General features: G+C 70.3%; 18 protein-coding genes. 3 read left to right on the top strand and 15 right to left on the bottom strand.

Features of this window, described 5'->3' with window-relative positions; all coding sequences use genetic code 11:
* Together SK571_RS21525 and SK571_RS21520 are read right to left on the bottom strand one after the other, a co-directional pair.
* A complete protein-coding gene (locus SK571_RS21525) occupies window positions 1–1,461 on the bottom strand; it encodes a serine/threonine-protein kinase (protein ID WP_319985886.1) in 1,461 nt (486 codons plus the stop codon).
* Window positions 1,462–1,857: 396 nt separating this feature from the next.
* Window positions 1,858–3,303 (bottom strand): hypothetical protein, encoded by a 1,446-nt coding sequence (locus SK571_RS21520; protein WP_319985885.1) that lies wholly within the window; start codon window positions 3,301–3,303, stop codon window positions 1,858–1,860.
* Window positions 3,304–3,662: 359 nt separating this feature from the next.
* Between SK571_RS21520 and SK571_RS21515 the strand changes: the two genes are divergently transcribed.
* Complete coding sequence (locus SK571_RS21515) at window positions 3,663–4,751, top strand: adenosine deaminase (RefSeq protein WP_319985884.1); 1,089 nt, start codon at window positions 3,663–3,665, stop codon at window positions 4,749–4,751.
* Here the strand turns inward: SK571_RS21515 and SK571_RS21510 are convergent.
* The 6 genes from SK571_RS21510 to SK571_RS21485 all read right to left on the bottom strand — a co-directional run bounded on the left by SK571_RS21510 (window position 4,741) and on the right by SK571_RS21485 (window position 9,217).
* On the bottom strand, window positions 4,741–5,727 hold the full coding sequence (locus tag SK571_RS21510) for a dTDP-glucose 4,6-dehydratase (protein ID WP_319985883.1): 987 nt from the start codon (window positions 5,725–5,727) through the stop codon (window positions 4,741–4,743). The genes SK571_RS21515 and SK571_RS21510 overlap by 11 nt on opposite strands.
* Before the next feature lie 2 nt (window positions 5,728–5,729).
* On the bottom strand, window positions 5,730–6,473 hold the full coding sequence (locus tag SK571_RS21505; protein WP_319985882.1) for a GntR family transcriptional regulator: 744 nt from the start codon (window positions 6,471–6,473) through the stop codon (window positions 5,730–5,732).
* A 91-nt stretch (window positions 6,474–6,564) separates the two neighbouring features.
* Entirely contained in the window at window positions 6,565–7,779 is a 1,215-nt protein-coding gene (locus tag SK571_RS21500) for a primosomal protein (protein WP_319985881.1), read from the bottom strand.
* A 54-nt stretch (window positions 7,780–7,833) separates the two neighbouring features.
* Window positions 7,834–8,280, bottom strand: a complete 447-nt coding sequence (locus SK571_RS21495) for a YbaB/EbfC family nucleoid-associated protein (RefSeq protein ID WP_319985880.1) — start codon at window positions 8,278–8,280, stop codon at window positions 7,834–7,836.
* Complete coding sequence (locus SK571_RS21490; protein ID WP_256334565.1) at window positions 8,268–8,621, bottom strand: YbaB/EbfC family nucleoid-associated protein; 354 nt, start codon at window positions 8,619–8,621, stop codon at window positions 8,268–8,270. The genes SK571_RS21495 and SK571_RS21490 overlap by 13 nt, the downstream gene beginning before the upstream one ends.
* A 5-nt stretch (window positions 8,622–8,626) precedes the next feature.
* The gene (locus SK571_RS21485; RefSeq protein WP_319985879.1) at window positions 8,627–9,217 is read right to left on the bottom strand and encodes a TetR/AcrR family transcriptional regulator; all 591 of its coding nucleotides are present in this window, start codon (window positions 9,215–9,217) and stop codon (window positions 8,627–8,629) included.
* Window positions 9,218–9,301: 84 nt separating this feature from the next.
* Here SK571_RS21485 and SK571_RS21480 point away from each other — a divergent pair, with 84 nt between their 5' ends.
* Window positions 9,302–9,724, top strand: coding sequence for a tautomerase family protein (locus SK571_RS21480; protein ID WP_319985878.1), 423 nt, complete (start codon window positions 9,302–9,304; stop codon window positions 9,722–9,724).
* Window position 9,725: 1 nt separating this feature from the next.
* Here the strand turns inward: SK571_RS21480 and SK571_RS21475 are convergent, their stop codons facing one another.
* The gene (locus SK571_RS21475) at window positions 9,726–10,907 is read right to left on the bottom strand and encodes a C40 family peptidase (protein WP_319985877.1); all 1,182 of its coding nucleotides are present in this window, start codon (window positions 10,905–10,907) and stop codon (window positions 9,726–9,728) included.
* Window positions 10,904–11,230: a hypothetical protein gene (locus SK571_RS21470; RefSeq protein WP_319985876.1), complete on the bottom strand. Its 327-nt coding sequence runs from the start codon at window positions 11,228–11,230 to the stop codon at window positions 10,904–10,906. Before SK571_RS21470 ends, SK571_RS21475 begins: the two co-directional genes overlap by 4 nt.
* Window positions 11,231–11,322: 92 nt before the next feature.
* On the opposite strand from SK571_RS21470, the gene SK571_RS21465 reads away from it, so the two are divergent.
* Window positions 11,323–11,859: an SMI1/KNR4 family protein gene (locus SK571_RS21465; RefSeq protein ID WP_319985875.1), complete on the top strand. Its 537-nt coding sequence runs from the start codon at window positions 11,323–11,325 to the stop codon at window positions 11,857–11,859.
* Here the strand turns inward: SK571_RS21465 and SK571_RS21460 are convergent.
* From SK571_RS21460 to SK571_RS21440, 5 genes are all read right to left on the bottom strand, one after another.
* Window positions 11,856–12,446 carry a MarC family protein gene (locus SK571_RS21460; protein WP_319985874.1) on the bottom strand — a complete coding sequence of 197 codons (591 nt, stop codon included), beginning with the start codon at window positions 12,444–12,446 and terminating at the stop codon, window positions 11,856–11,858. The genes SK571_RS21465 and SK571_RS21460 overlap by 4 nt on opposite strands.
* 66 nt (window positions 12,447–12,512) lie before the next feature.
* Window positions 12,513–12,971 (bottom strand): hypothetical protein, encoded by a 459-nt coding sequence (locus SK571_RS21455; RefSeq protein ID WP_319985873.1) that lies wholly within the window; start codon window positions 12,969–12,971, stop codon window positions 12,513–12,515.
* 48 nt (window positions 12,972–13,019) lie between these two features.
* A complete protein-coding gene (locus SK571_RS21450; RefSeq protein ID WP_319985872.1) occupies window positions 13,020–13,541 on the bottom strand; it encodes a VanZ family protein in 522 nt (173 codons plus the stop codon).
* A 77-nt stretch (window positions 13,542–13,618) separates the two neighbouring features.
* Window positions 13,619–15,796 (bottom strand): FtsX-like permease family protein, encoded by a 2,178-nt coding sequence (locus SK571_RS21445; protein WP_319985871.1) that lies wholly within the window; start codon window positions 15,794–15,796, stop codon window positions 13,619–13,621.
* Complete coding sequence (locus SK571_RS21440; RefSeq protein WP_319985870.1) at window positions 15,793–16,479, bottom strand: ABC transporter ATP-binding protein; 687 nt, start codon at window positions 16,477–16,479, stop codon at window positions 15,793–15,795. The genes SK571_RS21445 and SK571_RS21440 overlap by 4 nt, the downstream gene beginning before the upstream one ends.
* Between the last annotated feature and the right edge of the window lie 83 nt (window positions 16,480–16,562).

Raw genomic sequence — 16,562 nt, 5'->3', positions numbered from 1 at the left:
CTAGCCGACGAGCGAGCCCGCCAGGGGCGACCTGTCCTGCTTCCACAGCACGCACAGGACCTCCTGGCGGCCCGGCGTCGTGGCGTCCTCGTACGCCTCCCACTCCGTCTGGGTGGGGACGAGTCCGGTGAAGCCGATGGGCTCCTTGATGTTCGGCTCGATGGCCCTGAACTGCTCGGTGCAGTAGTTCTTGGTGAAGTCGGCGAGCCACTTCGTGCCGGGGTAGGCGACGTCCTTCGGCTTGTCCCACAGCGGTGTCGCGGCCGAGAAGAGCTGGATGCCGTGCGGCCCGTCGCACGGCACGTTCGTCCGCACCGGCGATCCTTGCGTCAGGAAGTCCTTGGCGCACTGGGTGCCGGAGAGGTTCCACTCGGGCACGTCGCCGCCGCGCCCGAAGGTGGCGACGCGTCGTGACGGCAGCGGCGCGCCCACCGGCAACGCCGCGGCTTCGGTCCACTCGGTGGAGTTCTCCGTGGTCTGGCTGGTGCCGGTGTTCTGGCCCGCGTTGGACGCGGAGTCCTTGGGCTTGAAGACCTGGTATCCGGCGAACGCGACACCCGCGAGCACCGCGACGCCCACGACCACGGCGGCGACCTTGACGGCCGTTCCCTTGCTCTTCTTGTTCTGCGGCAACGGAACCGCCGGCGCGCCCTGGACGATCGCCGTCAGCATGTGACGCGCCTGAGGTGCCGTCAGCCGGCGAGCCGGGTCGACCGTCAGGAAGCCGCGGATCACGTCGGCCAGCGCGGGTGAGGCCCGCCGCAGCACCGGCGGTTCGTTCATGACCGCGTGCAACGTGGACGCGGTGGACGTGCGTTCGAACGGACTGACACCCTCAACGGCGTGCGCCATCGTGACGCCGAGCGCCCACAGGTCCGACGCAGGCGAGGCCTCCCAGCCGCTGAGCCGGTCCGGCGACATGTACGCGGGCGAGCCGACGATGCCGCCGTTGTGCGTGAGCCGCGGGTCGTCCATCGCCTGCGCGATGCCGAAGTCCGTGAGTTTCACGGCCCCGTCCGGGCGCACCATGATGTTGCTGGGCTTGACGTCCCGGTGCACGATGCCCGCCGAGTGCGCGGCCTCCAGCGCACCGAGCACCTGCAACGCGACACCCGCCATCCAGGTCGAGTCACGCGGCCCGTGCTTCTGCACGATGCCGGCGAGGTCGAGCGCGTCGACGAGCTCCATCGCGAGGTAGGTCCGGTCGTTCTCGCGGACGATGTCGTAGACCGTGACGACGGCCGGATGGTTCAGCCGGCCCGCCGTGCGCGCCTCGCGGAGCATGCGCTCTTCGAGCACGTTGCGTTCCTCGGCGGCGATGCCCTGCGGCGGGTGCAGCTCCTTGAGCGCGACCGCGCGTCCGAGCACCTGGTCCTGAGCACGCCACACGACACCCATCGCACCTCTGCCGAGCTCGGCGAGCAGTGCGTAGCGGTTGGCGACGAGTCGCTGTTGCTGCACGGACCATCCCTCCTGGACGCCCCCAGATTCCGGCGAGCATAACGACGGTCGTGTGAGCGCTCTCCTCATGGTCACGTCTGCCGTCGATGACTGGTTCAACGGCGCGACCACCGCGCGCAACGATTCGGGGCGGATGACCGGCGAGAACTGGAACCGCCGATCGAACTCACCCACAGCCGCCCGTACTCATGGGCAGTTCGACCACGTCGTTCAACACACGACGAGCTGGTCTGTCGCGCCGGAGATCCGACCCGTCCAAATCTTTTCGCGGGCGCCCGTGCCCTCATCGACCCTCAGACTTCGGCAACGGATTTCAAGCGCGGCACAACCAGGGCCGAGAACGCGGAACGGCCCCGGAGCGACGTTGCTCCGGGACCGTTCGCAGTGGGCGGACGATCAGGCGCCTTCGGCCGCCAGGTCGTCGTCGTCCATGTCCTTGCCGCCGTTCGCCGGCTTGGGGCCGCCGTTCTTGCGGGTGCGGCGCTGCGGGCGCGGCAGGGCGGTGGGCGGCGGGGGCGGGGTGGGCGAGCCGCCGCCGAGGATGAGCTCGGCGAAGGTGGCCATGGCCTCGTCCAGCTGGCCGCCGATGCGCAGTTCCGACTCCTGGTTCGACTTGCGGACCAGGGACTGCAGCGAATCGGTGTCCGGGCGGGCGCCGACGGTCTCGGCGACCTTGGACAGGCTCGCGTCGACGGAGCCGCCGAGCTCGGAGATGCGGGCGGCGAAGCCGTCCTCGACCTTGTCGAGGCGGTCCGTCATGGTGTCGAGCTTCGAGGTGACCTGCTCCAGGCGGCCGGCGAGGGCCTCGAGGCGGTCCGCCGAGTCGACCTGGTCGCGGGACTGCTCGATCGCCGCGTACAGGGCGGTGCGGGCCTCGTCGAGCTTGCCGCCCACGACCTCGCGGGTGTCGGCGACGGCCGTCGCGAGCTCGGTGCGGGTCTCGGCGAGCGAGCCGGCGAGCGAGTCGCGCGTCTCGGCCAGGGAACCGACGAGGGAGTCGCGGGTCTCCGCCACGACGCCGGCCAGTTCGCCGCGGGTCTCCGCCACGGCGCCGGACAGCTCGGTGCGGGTCTCGGCCAGCGACGCGGCCAGCTGGTCGTGCTTGCCGGTGACGGTGGACGTGAGCTTGTCGCGGCTGTCTGCGATCGCTCCGGCCAGCTCCCCGCGGCTTTCGGCGATGGCGGTGACCAGCTCGGTGCGGGCAGCGACGAGGGCGTCACGCTGCTCGTCGGCGCGGCCGTGCACGCTCGAGAACGACTCGGCGAGGATCTTCTGCAGGGCCTCGCGGGTGCCGTCGAGGTGCTCGTGCACGCCCTCGTCGACCTCGTCGAGACGGCCGCGCAGCGCGGCTTCGAGGGCCTCGATGCGCTCGCGCAGCGGGTTGGTGACGGCGGCCGGGATCGAGTCGACCTTGCCGTCCTGCTTGTCCAGGTGGCCGTCGAGGTCGTCGATGCGCTTGTGGATGCTGGAGAGCTTGTCCTCCAGGCCGTCCATGCGGCCGGCGACACCCTCGAAGCGACCGGCGACACCGTCGAGGCGGCCGTCCAGCTGGGCGAAGGGCTTGGCGAGCTTGTCCACCAGGGCGTCGACCGCGCGACCGATGTCGGCGACGGCGTTGTCCTGGGCCTCCAGCTTGGCGAGGGCCTCGTCCAGGCGCTCAGCGAGAACGCTGACCTCGGTGCGGTCCGGCAGCTCCGACAGGCGCTTGCGAACCGAACCCAGCGACTCCAGAGGCGACATCCGGGCGTGGATCTCGTCCAGCGCGTCGAAGATCTGCTGCTGCTCGCTCTCACGGATCTCCGCGGCGCGCGTGAGCATGTTGCGCATCCGATCGAAGGACATCGTGGAGTTGTTGTTCTCTGTCACGGCTGAGTGCCTTCGTCCAGGGGAGGGGGAGACCACGGGAGCCTATCCGCGTCACGGGACGTCGCTGTACCACCCCCGCCAGAAAACGGCCGGGTACGGATGGGCAACTAACCCGATCAGGCTACCCGACTACTCTCAACGCCAAGTTACCGCCCGGAAGCAGGCAGTAACGTCCGTTGATGTTCCTACCTTGGGGTGACTCAAGCCTCGCATTGGTTGCAGAAAGTTGCTGATCACGGATCTGCAACGACGTTGTACCGACAAACGATCATATCGGTAGCAAGATCATTTTGGCGAACGCTGAGGCGGCGTGTCGCCTGGAGTAACGTGTAGCAATGTCCACGCCGCTTACCTTGGAGACCATCCGCAGCGCGCCGAAGGTGCTGCTGCACGACCACCTCGACGGTGGCCTCCGCCCGCAGACGGTGATCGAACTCGCCGATGCCTCCGGCTACCAGGGCTTGCCCACCACGGACGCGGGCGTCCTCGGCGGCTGGTTCCGCGACAACGCCAACTCCGGCTCCCTTGTGCGCTACCTCGAAGGTTTTGCCCACACGTGCGGTGTCATGCAGGACGAGGCGTCTCTCGTCCGCGTCGCCGCCGAGGCCGTGGAGGACCTGGCCGCGGACGGCGTCGTCTACGCCGAGATCCGGTACGCCCCGGAGCTGAACACCGAGAAGGGCCTCTCGCTGGAGCAGGTCGTCGAGGCCGTCCAGGAGGGCTTCCGCCTCGGCTCCGCCCGTGTCGCCGAGACCGGCCGCAAGATCCGCGTCGGCACGCTGCTGTGCGCGATGCGCCAGAACGAGGGCTGGCTGCGCATCGCCGAGCTCGCCGTCCGCTACCGCGACCTCGGCGTCGTCGGCTTCGACATCGCGGGCCCCGAGGCCGGGTTCCCTCCCACCAGGGGCCTCGACACGTTCGAGTACCTGCGCCAGCAGAACGCGCACTTCACCATCCACGCCGGTGAGGCGTTCGGCCTGCCGTCCATCTGGGAGGCGATCCAGCACTGCGGCGCCGAACGGCTCGGTCACGGCGTGCGGATCGTCGACGACATCAAGGTCTCCGGCGACGGCACGGTCCAGCTGGGCCGGCTGGCCGCCTACGTCCGCGACCGCCGCATCCCGCTCGAGATGTGCCCGACCTCGAACCTGCAGACCGGCGCCGCGCCGACGCTCGCCGAGCACCCGATCGGCCTGCTCGCGAAGCTGCGGTTCCGCGTCACGGTCAACACCGACAACCGCCTGATGAGCGACTGCTCGCTCTCCAGCGAGTTCGCCGCGCTGACCGAGACGTTCGGCTACGGCTGGACGGACCTGCAGTGGTTCACGATCAACGCCATGAAGTCGGCGTTCATCGGCTTCGACGAGCGGCTGTCGATCATCAACGAGCTGATCAAGCCGGGATACGCCTCGCTCACCGGGTGAGCGATCGCTGGGCCCAGGCGCTCTCGTCGATCGCACTGAGTTCCAGCAGCGGCTCCCACCACGCGCGGTTGGCCGCGTACCAGCGGATGGTGTCCCGGACGCCGGCCTCGAAGTCGATCTCCGGGCGCCATCCGAGCTCGCGGCCGATCCGCGAGGAGTCCAGCAGGTAGCGCCGGTCGTGGCCGGGCCGGTCGGCGACGATCTGCTTGCACGACGGCGGTAGCCCGAGCTCGTCCAGCACGAGGTCCGCGATCTGGTCGACGCTCGCCTCGACGCCGGTGCCCACGTGGTAGGTCCGGCCGACGACGCCGTCGCGCAGCACCGCGTCGATCGCGCGGCAGTGGTCCAGCACGTGGATCCACTCGCGGCGGTTGCCGCTCGACGCGTAGACGGGCAGTTGCTCACCGTTCAGCGCGCGGGTCGTGAACAGCGGCAGCACCGTCTCGGGGAACTGGTTCGGGCCGTAGTTGTTGGCGCAGTTGGTGATCGTCACCGGCAGGTCGAACGTCTCGAAGTACGAACGCACGGCGTGGTCCGAGCCGGCCTTCGACGCGTTGTAGGGCGTGCGCGGCCGGTACGGCGACTCCTCGTGGAACGCCTCGGTGGCGTCCAGGGCGAGATCCCCGTACACCTCGCACGTCGACACGTGGTGAAACCGCCGAACGCCCGCGCGACGGCACGACTCCAGCAACGCCTGTGTGCTCAGGACGTTCGTGCGGAAGAAACGGCCGGGATCGAGCACCGCGAGGCTGTTGTGCGATTCGGCCGCGAAGTTCACCACGACGTCGATGCCCTCGACATCGGCGGAAGCGATGTCCGCGTGCACGAACGGCACGTCGGCGGGCAGGTTCGTGCGGGTGCCGCGGTAGGTCAGCGCGTCGAGGGCGATCACCTCGTCCGCGGGGTGTTCGCGCAGCCAGTAGCGGGTGAAGTGCGAGCCGATGAACCCGGCCGCACCGGTGACGAGCACGCGCATGGTCAGTCCTCCGAGGGAATCGCGGCGACGCCGGGAGGTTCCGCGCCGGGCCAGCCGCGGAACTCGACCTCCAGCTGGAACCGGTGGCCCAGATAGTGGTGCTCGGACAGGGCGATCGGGTGCTCCGCGGCGTCCAGGGCGATGCGGCGCACCAGCAGCACCGGCGTGGCGGCCGTGACGCCGAGCAGGGAGCCGAGGTCACCCGCGGCGACGGCGGCGATGCTCTGCCGGACGACGGCGATCTGATTTCCGTTGCGGCGCAACGTTTCCCACGTGCCGGGCGACTCGGCGTCGGCGCGGCTGACCGGTGCGGCCAGCGCCAACGGCACCCACTCCGTCACGACGTCCAGCGGCGTGTCCCCGGTGCGGCGCAACGAACGCACGCGCAGCATCTCGCCGGAACCCAGCGTCGAGGCGACACCGGCGGGAGCCTCGCGGTAGCCGTACTCGAGAACGGTCCGCACCAGTGAGACACCGGCTTCGGCGACGGCCGACTGCGCGTGCTGGAACGTGCCGAGCGCCAAGGGCTGCGCGAACGACACCACGTACCAGCCGGCGCCTTTCCGCGAGGCCAGCAGGCCTTCGTCGCGCAGTTGCTCCAAGGCGCGGCGCACGGTCACGCGGCTGACCTCGTAGCGGCGGCCCAGCTCGGCCTCGCTCTCGATCGACCCCGCCGGGCCGTAGTCGCCGAGCGTGATGCGCTCGCGCAGTTCGGTGGCGAGGCGCTGCGACCGAGAACCTGTCATAAACCTGTATCATACAGGCGACGCAACCAGCTCGGGGCGGCAACAAAAAGAGGGCCACCCGAGCGGGTGGCCCTCTTTCGCGTCAACGGACTCAGTTGGTGTTGAGCCGGTCCTCGAACGAGGCCTGCAGCGTGCGGAACGCGGCCACCTCGGCGTCGTACGGCGCGGACGGCGCGAGACGCGTCGGGTCCGGCGACACGACGAACGACACGAGCCAGCCCAGCGACTCGGACGAGGCGAGCGCGTTCTTCACCGACTCGTCGTCAGCCCACTCGGCCGCGTCCTCGAACAGTTCGACGGCGAGGTCGAGCTGCTGCGGGTCGAGGGCGTCGGGGCCCTCCTCCATGTCCTCGGCGATGCCGGTCAGCACGTAGACGTTGTCGTCGTCCACCTCGACGTCGAGCTCGCCCGCGGTGGCCTTGACCTTGATGTCGTTCCAGGTCTCGACCTCGGCCAGGTCGTGCTCGTCGTTCTCGGCGACGAAGCGGCTCAGGCCGCGCGGCGAGGTGAAGACCTCGATCTTGCCGCGGCGGCCCAGGAACACCGGGTCGTCGCCGAGGTAGCAGCGCAGCGTGTAGAACTCGCCGGCCGACGTGATGATCTTGATCGGGTCGACGCCGACCTCGGCCCAGAAGCCGGTGGGCTCGGCCTTGTCCTCGTCCTCGGACTCGCCGGGGGCGTCGACGGCGGCAGCGGCCGTGGCGGCCTCCAGCGCGGCGAGCTCCTCCTGGGCGACCGCGAGCTCCTTCTCGGGGACCTCCGGCGTGTTCACCACGCTGTCGATCGCGTCGAGGACCTCGTCCCACTTCTCGGAGACGACCTCGGACAGCTCGCCCCACAGCTTGCCGCCGTCACGGCCGCTGAACGGCAGCGTGCCCTGCGGCAGCAGCGAGAAGCCCTCGGCGCTGTCGAGCACCTCGTGGACCTTCTCCAGGTCGCAGACGTCCGCGAGGGCGCGCACGATCGCGATGACGTCGGCGAGCTCACCGATCGTCCAGGTGTCCGGGTCCTCCGCGACGAGTTCCGGCACGCCGACGAGGTCGAACTGGTGGTTGTCGTCCGGCGAGAGGTCCGCGACACCCAGCGACGGCACGACCGGCCACGCGGGGTGATCGGTCAGGTCGTGCTCCTCGGCGGTGCGCACGAAGGCGGCGAGATGCGCGGCGTCGGGGAAGACGAACAGGTCTTCCTCGTCGCCGAGGAACGCCTCCCACTCCTCGCCCTTCTCGCGCCAGCGGGGTGCCCACAGGGTGACCACGTCACCCTGCGTCAGCCCCAGCTCGATGGGGACGATGTCCTGCGCCATCCTGACCTCCCGGTCACGCCTGCCTGATGCCGTCGACGAGCCTAACGGTGCTGATCACCGGCGCCACAAGGGGTTCTCGAAGAAAGCGTCTTCGTCTGGGTCCTCGACGCGCGGCGACCTCTGCCTGCGCTCCGGTGGTGCCTGCTCAGCAGGGGCTTTGGGCGGTACGACCGGATTCCAGGTCGACCGGAAGGGTGAGTCGCCGGCGATGGACTCGACGTCGATCGCCATTCCGTCACCCAGGGCCAGTGCCATCTTGTTGAAGCTGGCCTGCACGGCCGCGTTCGTGGCGAGCTGGACGGTCTCGGTGACGACCTGGCCGACCGCCTGCGCGCCCTGGTTCAGCAGCGCCGGGTGCAGGTGCAGCGCCTTGATCTCACCTTTCGGCGACGCCGTGACCATGCACATCCCGTTCGGGTGCTCGGTCGTGGCGGTGAGGACGCCGAGCTCGCGCTGGAGCTGCTCGGTGGCCCGCATCCGTTCCTCGTTCACCGCTGCCACCCGAAGTCGTCCTCGTCCTGACCGCGTTCGACACCCAGCGCGGTGAGTTCGCGCGGGTCGACCACCCGGTCCAGCGTCTGGTGCAGGCGGGTGTTCGCGGTGCGCTGGGCCTTGTCGGCGATGCGCATGATCTCGGCGGCGAGTCCCTGCGGGCCCATCCGCAACGCAGCCGGACTCACCGAGATCTGCCGCGGTGGACCGCCGGGGGTGGCGACCACCGTCACCGCACCGTCCGGAGAGGACGCACGTCCTGTGATGGGACCACTGCGCGTGACGTGTTCCGACACCGCCTGCTCGACATCGCGCACCTTCCGCGCGGCGCGCTGGACGTCGTCGTCCACTCCGATCACCCCCTGTTGTGGACAGTGTGCCGCATTTCAGGATCTTCGGTGGCGGCTTGTAGCAAGGCCGTGAGTTCGGCGGCGACATCGTCGAGGGGGTCGATGGAGCGCTCCGCGCGGCACATCGCGACGGCGCCCTCCGCCGCCGAAACGCACAGGTTGGCGAGGCTGCGCGCACGCCCTGGAGCCACGCCGTGCTCTTCGAGAGAGGCCGCGAGTTGACCGGTCCACGCCCTGAACGCGTCCGCCGCGGCCACCAGCGCCTGCGGGCTGGCGTTCTCCTCGATGGACACCGCGAGCACGGGACAACCGGCCTGGAAACCGGACTCGGTGACGATCTGCCGCCACAGCGCGAAGAACGCTCTCAGACCGTCGACCGGACCTTTGCGGAGCTTCGCCGTGAGCACCTTCGAGACGGTGCCGCCCGCCCACTGCACCGCCTCGGCCGCGAGCTGCGTCTTGCCGCCTGGGAAGTAGTGGTACGTCGAGCCGAGCGGCGTGCCCGCGTGCTTGGCGACCTCGCGGATGCTCGTCGCGTTGAGACCGCGGCGCCGGATCATGTCGGCCGCGCCGGTGACGATCTGTTCTCGGGACATCTGTCGGGCCTCTCTGGCTATAACGCTCGTCATAGGTTAGCGTCCGCCTGGGGATATAACAGTCGTCATAGATCGGGGATCGCCATGCCGATGATCGAACTGACCGCGCCGGCCGGAGCGCTGACCGCGGCCGGGCGTGCGTCCGTGCAGCGCGACCTGGCCGCGTTGCTGCTGAAGTGGGAGGGCGCGCCGGACAACGAGTTCTTCCGCTCGGTCGCCTGGACCTACCTGCACGAACTGCCCGCGGGCGCGCAGACGACGGCCGAGGACGACGCGCCGCGGTTCCGGGTGGACGTCCGGGTGCCGGTGGGCGCGTTGTCCGATCGCCGCAAGGCCGGCCTCGTGCAGGAGGCGACGGCGCTGGTGCTCGCCGCCGCCGGACTGGGTGAGGCCGAGGCCGTGCGGGTGTGGGTGCTGATCCACGAGCAGCCGGAGGGGACCTGGGGCGCCGGCGGTCAGATCGTGAAGTTCGCCGAGCTCAAGGCCCTCGCCCAGGGCGCGAAGTAACTCACCCGGTGGGGCGGTAGAAGCCGTAGAACGACATCCCGCTGTTCGTCGTGCGGATCGGCTGCACCTGCACCGGGTCGCCGGCCTCGACCATCTGGCCGTTGCCGATCACCATCGCCACGTGCCCGTCCCACACCACGAGGTCACCGGGCAGCAGCTGGTCCGCCGGCACCGAGGCACCCATCGCCTGGGACGAGGCCGGGCGCGGGATGTCGAACCCGGCGCCGCCGTAGGCCCACTGGGTGAGGCCGGAGCAGTCGGTGCCCTGGGGCGGGTTCGCGCCGCCCCACACGTACGGGGTGCCCAAGGCGGACAACGCGTTGCGCACGGCCTTGGCCGCGGTCTCGTTCGGTGCCTCGGCGCTGCTGCCGTCCGGCAGGTTCACGCCGACGCCCTCACCGGGCTGCGGCGGGATCGCGACGGGCAGGCGCGGGCCGGAGCCGCCGCCACCTCCACCGCCGCCCGATCCTCCGCCGCCACCGCCGCCTGAACCGCCACCGCCGCCACCACCGGAGCCGGATCCGTTGCCGGAGTTCGAGCCAGGACCGGATTCCTGCTGCTTCGGGGTGTCGGAGGCGCCGGCCGTCGAGGTGGTGCCCTCGTCGCCGCCGAGCGGGTCGCCGAGCTTCGCCAGCGCGCCCGCGTCCGGCTTCTGCAGGGCGTTGAGCTGCCCGACGAGCTGCGTGAGCTGGCCGCGCACCTTCTGCAGTTCCGCGGTGGTCTTGCTCTGGTAGTCGGAGGCCATCCCGGCGAGGTCGGCGACGGCCGCCAGCACCACGCCCGGCCCGGCCACGAGCGACAGGGCGAGCGCGGCGGCGAGCTTCGGGGTCGCCTTGGACGTGAACTCGTCGATGAGGCCCTGGATCGCGGTGCGGCCGCCGGTCACCGCGGTCACGCCGGTCGAGGCGGCGGTCTTGATCGTGGAAGCGTTGGAGGACAACAGGTTCGCCGCCGACGCGAAGGTGGAGACGCGGGCGGTGAAGGCGTTCGCCTTGTCGCCGGACCACGAGTTCAGCACGGCGGTCGAGGCCGAGGCGTGCCGCGTGCCGAGGTCGGTCATCGCGGTCTGGGCGCGGCCGAAGGCGTCACCCGCGCGCGTCGCGCCGCCGGTGTCACCGTCGAGCTTCGCGAGGTTCTCCTTCATGGGCGCGATGAACTGGCTCAGCAGCCCTTCGACGCTCATACCTGCGCCGCCTTGTTGATCGACGCCTTGTGCGCCTCTTCCTGCGCGATGTAGGACTCGCGGGCCTTCGAGACCGCGGTGCCGAGGCCCGCGAGTCCCGTCGACGCGGCCTTCAGCGCGTCGAGCTGCGCCTGCGCGGCCGCCTGGAACGCGGCGTTGAGGCCGACCTCGTTGCCCAGCTTGCCGAAGCAGTCGCCCGGCAGGCTCGTGGTGCCGCTCAACGTGCCGGTACCGACCGTGCCGACCTCGCTCGCCAGGCCGCTCACGGCCGACGCGTAACCGGTCAAGGCGTCGAAGTCGACCTTGAGGCCTTGTTCCGCCATCTGAAAGCTCTTCCCCCAGTAGTGACCTGTTCGCCTTGATCCTGCCCCGATGGGCGGTACCTCGCCCGACGTTCCGCCAAGATCATGGAACGGTGGGTGTGATCGAGCACTGGAACCGGATCCTGGCATGGCTGGCGGAGCACGCTCCGGCCACCCGCGCCGTGTTGCGTCCGAGGTATGACGCGCTGCCGGATCTTCGGGTTCCGATCGATCTGCAGCTGTGGTGGAGCGTCTACGGCGGCACCGAGGAGGGGCTCTTCGCCGAGATCCTGCCGCCCTTCTACACGCCGCTGGGCGCCGACCGCGCGTTCGTGCTCAGGGAGACCCACGTGAGCAAGCCCGTGGACTCGTCCGAGGCGGGCGCGCCGACCGCGGGGTTCCACCCCGAGTGGCTCCCGATCGCGTTCGACGGCACCGGCGACGTGCTCGCGGTGGACCTGCGCCCCGGCGTGCTGCGCGGCTGCGTGGTCGAGTGGGACCAGGAGCGCAACGAGATGGTCAAGCCGGAGTGGACGTCGATCGTGGAGATGTTCGACCAGGTGGCGACGGCACTGGAGGGGCGCGGCTCGGTCGGGCACTGCGTGCCGGAGGTCAACACCGCGGGCGAACTGGGCTGGCGCACCACTTAGACCCGTTCGAGGATGCCCAGCGTGATCAGGCCTTCGATGATCTGGTCGACGCCGAGTGCCGCGAGCAGGACGCCGAGCACGCGGACGAGCACCCAGGCGTAGGTCATCTTGACCCAGCGCAGGGCGATGCCGAGCACCGCGATCGCCGCCAGGTCCAGCGCGATCACCGCCGCGAAGCCGCCGGCCAGCACGAACGTCGTCTCGACCGACTTCGTGTCCGAGAGCAGGAACAGGTAGGCCAGCGCCACGGGGTTCGCGTAGTAGGCGGTGGCGAGTTCGTGGGTGCCGCGGGTCTCGTCGTGCAACGGGTCCTGCTTGCGGCCCAGCACGAGGTCCAGCGCGTGCACGAACAGGATCACACCGCTCGCCAGGTACAGCGCGCCCTCGCTGATGTGGAAGATCGAGAGCAGCACCCGCCCCGCCACGACGACGAACAGGCCGACGCCCAGCGCGATCGCGGTCGAGGTGAGCGCCACCCGCCACCGCCTGCGGGAGTCGGAGCCCTCGGTGTCCATCAGGAACGCCAGGAGGATCTTCGGCGGGCCGACCACGGCGACCAGGATGCTGAACGCCTCCACGAACTTCATGGCCGTCATGATCAGGTGAAGGGCCCGGCGGCGCGCGTCACCTCACGCCGCCGGGTGAACGCGGGGTCAGACGAGTCCTGTCACGCCGAGGTACACGTCGCGGGCCCAGCCGACGGAGTTGGCCGGGTCGCTGGAGGGCACGGACTGGCTTCGGCCGAAGCACACCGACCACGATTTCAACGCGACACCGGACGACGGGCAGTCCCAGATACCGAGCTGGCCCCTGTCCCGGGTCCACAGGTCGACCGTCGCCGTCGTGGAGAAGCCGCTGGACCGGTTGTTGCGCACGATCACCGCGCCCTGCACCGAACCCCCGCTGGACGACCTGATCACGCACACCTGCGCGAGGACGTCGGTCGCGATCGACTTGCTGCCGGCGCAGACCCACTTGTGAGGGCTGGACGTGATCGGGTTCGTGTTCCCGTACGCCTTCCAGCTGCCCGCCGCGGCCGAGGCGGGGCTCACCGTCATCGCGGTCAGGCCGAGAAGGGCGGCGGTGACGGCGATCGTTCGCTTGGCTCTCATGCGACCCAGCATCCAGACGGCCCTTGCAGGTTTTCTGGAATCCGCAGGTCAGCGCACCCCGGCGAGCTCCCGCTGCGGCACGGCGGCCGTCTTCACGCGGGCGTAGACCTTCACGGCGGTCAGCGCGCCGAGCCAGCCGAGCGCGGTGCCCGTGGTGTTCGTGATCAGGTCGTCGACGTCGAAGATCCGGTTCGCCCACAACAGCTGCGAGCCCTCGATCAGCAGCGAGACGCCGTAGCCGATCAGCGCGGCCTGGCCGATCGTGCGCCTGCCCCAGAACATCAGCATCGCGCCGAGCGGCACGAACAGCAGCACGTTCAGCGTCATCTGGTCGAACGCGATCTGCCCGTCGCGGAACGTGTCGGCGATCCACTGGAACGGGACCAGCTGCACGGACTGGCGCGGCGCGACCGTCTGCATCGGCAGGAACGTCGCCGCGAACAGCATGCTCGCGTAGACGGTGATGGTGGCGCCGCGGAAGGTCAGCTGACGGAACAACAGCTGCGGGGCCAGGAAAACGACGGACAGGAAAACGCCCCACTGGATGCTCGCGAGCTGTGCATTCGTCATGAATCAAAGGTATGAAAATGGCCCTCCGCGCACATCGCGCTGAGGGCCAGTTCCGTTCTCGTACTTCCGGCCGAGTGCTACTCCGCCGCGTAATCCCTCGGGCTGATGCCGCGTAGTACCGGACCGCACGCCAAGGCCGCTACCAGCGCGACCACGACGCCGACGCCCACCGGGGCGATGACCCACGGCGTGATCGGCATTTCGCCGTGGCCCACCAGTCCGCGCGCCAGAGTGAGCAGTCCGAGGCCCACGACAATTCCCGCACCGCACGCGGCGATTGTGACGGCGAACACCGGCAGCACCACTTCTCGGCGCAATGCGTGAGCCAGCACACGAATGGGAGTTCCGGCCGCGATCAACGCACCGAAAGTGCGCCTGCGGTCGATCACCGACCCGGCCGCGGCCACCGCCGCGCCGATGCCGCCGAGCACCGCCGCGATGGAGAGGCCGATGATCGTGGCCCGCTGCAGGTCCGCCATCAGCGTGTCGCCGTGGAGACCCCGCTGCTCGCCGTCCACCAGCCGCACGCCCGGCAGCGTGCCGATCAGCGCGGTGTGCACGGCGTCGCGGTTCTCCGGTGTCGTCGGCACGCCGACCATCGACAGCTCGCCCGCGAGCGACGGCAGCAGGTCGCGGTCGATGACCGCGCTCACCCGGCCGCTGCCCTCGAAAGGCCGCATCTCGTAGCTCGCCGGTAGCTGCGCGGTCATCGCGTCGTCGCCTCCGCTCGGCTTGAACTCGTTGCCCTGCAACGGTCCTGGCGAGTAGACGGCGGGTCCCGGCCGGCAGTGGAGGCCGGACAGCACCTGCGCGACGTCGGCGCACTCACCGACGACGACGTACGTGCCGTAGTCGCCACTCCTGATCGTGCCGTCGAGCATCGTGACGATCGGTCCCGAGGTCGCCAGGCGCAACGGCGTGATGTCGTGCGTCACCTGCTCCGCCACGATCGCGTTCTCCCGCCACGTCGAGTCGCGGTACGGGACCTGGCTCTCCAGCCCCGGCAGCATCGTGAGTGCCATCGAACCGGTGAACACGGCGATCACCACGCCCGCCGAGCCGCGGAACGCCGCCACCGGGTCCCCGGCGAGCCTGCGTCCGGCCAGCAACGTCGAGGGCCTGTGCCACCGCCCGACGAAGAACCTGCCGACCCAAGCGGTCAGCACGGGCCCCGCCAGCACCAGCGCGAGCGCCACCGCACCGAGGCCGAGGAGCACGACGGTGAACTGGCTGTCGCCGCCGGCCTCCTGCGCGTACACGATGCCGAGGAAGAACACGCCCAGCGCGCCCGCGATGGTCAGCAGCCGCCACGACCTGACACCGCGCTTCGCCTCCGCCGCGAGCGGCTGGCTCACCACGCGTCGCAGCCCCATGACCGCGGCCCCGACGACCAGCAGCGGCGCGAGCACGGCCACCGCCGCCACGACCGCGGGCTCCGGCACGAAGTCGCCGGGGTACCAGGTGCCGCCCTCCCACGGCACCTCGGCGGTGACGTGGCTGAACGGCTGTGCCAGCACCACGCCCAGCACGCTGCCGACGACCGCGCCGATCGCGGTCTCGACGGCGGTCATCACCACCACCTGCCGTGGACTGGCGCCGGCGAGCCTGAGCGCGGCGAGGCGCCGTTCCCGTTTCGCCGCGGTCAGCCTGGCGGCCGAGGCGACCAGCACCAGGCACGGCACGACCAGCACCACGAGCCCGACGCGCGTGAGCAGGTAGAGCATCCCGTGGTAGTCGTCGCGGTACGAGCCCGCGCCGCCCCGCAGATCGGCCGCGGGATAGCCGCTCTCGACCTTCTCGTGGCCGACGATCGCGACGAGCTCGCCGGGGAACTTGAGAGCTTCCGGCCCCAGCTCGGCGATCGGCCTGCCGGGGAAGCGGTTGCCGAGTTTCTCCGCCGGGGTGTTCCGCACGAGGTCCGCGAGCGCGGGCGACAGCAGCACCTCGCCCGCTTCCGGGAACTCGGCGATGCCGGCCGCGACCGGCACGGCGCCCTGTTCGGTGCGGGCGACGTCGAACCGTTCGATGAGCTTGCCGTCGTAGGAATCCCGAGTCGCGGCAACGGAAATGAGGCCCTTGTCGCTTTGGCCGATCCCGTCGCGCCACGCCGTGCGGTCGGCGCGCGCCTGCAGGCCGTTCGGTGCGGCGAGGAGCCACAGGACCAGCGACACCGCGATCATCACGCCGAGCGCGACGAGAACGGTCGCGACCTGGCTGCGGCGGTCCCTGCGCAGCACCGCGAGAGCGATCCTCACGCGGACACCCCCGTGTTGATCCTCTGAGCGATCCTGCCGTCCTGGATCTCGACGACGCGCAGCGCCCGGTCCGCGATCGCCTTGTCGTGCGTGACGATGACGACGGCCGCGCCGGTCTCCTCCGCTGCCTGCAGGAGCGCGGTCATCATCTCCTGGCCGGTGCGCGTGTCGAGGGCGCCGGTCGGCTCGTCCGCGAAGATCACCCGCGGCTGGTGGGCGAGGGCCCGCGCGATCGCGACGCGCTGCGCCTGCCCGCCCGAGAGCTGGCTCGGCAGCCGCTTCTCCAGTCCCTGCAGGCCGAGCCGCGCGAGCCAGAGCCTGGCCGCGCCGAGCGACTCCTCGCGCGAGCCGCCGGCGAGCAGCATCGGCAGGGCCGCGTTCTCCTCGGCGGTCAGTTCGGCCACGAGCATCCCCGACTGGAAGACGAACCCGAACGCCGTGCGCCGCAACGCGCTGCGGCCCGTCTCGTTCAGCTCACCGATCGCCCGCCCGTCGAGGAACACCTCGCCGCCGTCGGCGCGCAGGATGCCGGACAGCACGTGCAGCAGCGTCGTCTTGCCGGAGCCGGACGGACCCACGACCGCCAGCACGTCCCCGGCCTTGATGTCGATGTCCACCCCGGCGAGCGCGTGCACGTCGCCGTAGGTCTTGACCAGGCCCCGAGCGGCCAGAACCGAATTCATGGTCCTCAAGGTGCCGTGCGCGGAGCCGGAAAACCTCAGCCTTGACGACACACCGGATCAGCCGGATGACCGAGGCCGGAGAG

The sequence above is a fragment of the Lentzea kristufekii genome, from assembly GCF_033949925.1.
GTDB classification, from domain to species: domain Bacteria; phylum Actinomycetota; class Actinomycetes; order Mycobacteriales; family Pseudonocardiaceae; genus Lentzea; species Lentzea kristufekii.
The sequence above is the reverse complement of the archived record's forward strand: the minus strand, read 5'-3'. Positions and strand labels throughout refer to the sequence as shown.

Bases quoted from the DNA above. Each gene is read 5' to 3' on its own strand.
- SK571_RS21520 (WP_319985885.1), bottom strand. From the start codon at position 3,303: ATGTCCTTCGATCGGATGCGCAACATGCTCACGCGCGCCGCGGAGATC.
- SK571_RS21515 (WP_319985884.1), top strand. From the start codon at position 3,663: ATGTCCACGCCGCTTACCTTGGAGACCATCCGCAGCGCGCCGAAGGTG.
- SK571_RS21510 (WP_319985883.1), bottom strand. From the start codon at position 5,727: ATGCGCGTGCTCGTCACCGGTGCGGCCGGGTTCATCGGCTCGCACTTC.
- SK571_RS21505 (WP_319985882.1), bottom strand. From the start codon at position 6,473: ATGACAGGTTCTCGGTCGCAGCGCCTCGCCACCGAACTGCGCGAGCGC.
- SK571_RS21500 (WP_319985881.1), bottom strand. From the start codon at position 7,779: ATGGCGCAGGACATCGTCCCCATCGAGCTGGGGCTGACGCAGGGTGAC.
- SK571_RS21485 (WP_319985879.1), bottom strand. From the start codon at position 9,217: ATGTCCCGAGAACAGATCGTCACCGGCGCGGCCGACATGATCCGGCGC.
- SK571_RS21480 (WP_319985878.1), top strand. From the start codon at position 9,302: ATGCCGATGATCGAACTGACCGCGCCGGCCGGAGCGCTGACCGCGGCC.
- SK571_RS21475 (WP_319985877.1), bottom strand. From the start codon at position 10,907: ATGAGCGTCGAAGGGCTGCTGAGCCAGTTCATCGCGCCCATGAAGGAG.
- SK571_RS21470 (WP_319985876.1), bottom strand. From the start codon at position 11,230: ATGGCGGAACAAGGCCTCAAGGTCGACTTCGACGCCTTGACCGGTTAC.
- SK571_RS21460 (WP_319985874.1), bottom strand. From the start codon at position 12,446: ATGAAGTTCGTGGAGGCGTTCAGCATCCTGGTCGCCGTGGTCGGCCCG.
- SK571_RS21455 (WP_319985873.1), bottom strand. From the start codon at position 12,971: ATGAGAGCCAAGCGAACGATCGCCGTCACCGCCGCCCTTCTCGGCCTG.
- SK571_RS21450 (WP_319985872.1), bottom strand. From the start codon at position 13,541: ATGACGAATGCACAGCTCGCGAGCATCCAGTGGGGCGTTTTCCTGTCC.
- SK571_RS21440 (WP_319985870.1), bottom strand. From the start codon at position 16,479: ATGAATTCGGTTCTGGCCGCTCGGGGCCTGGTCAAGACCTACGGCGAC.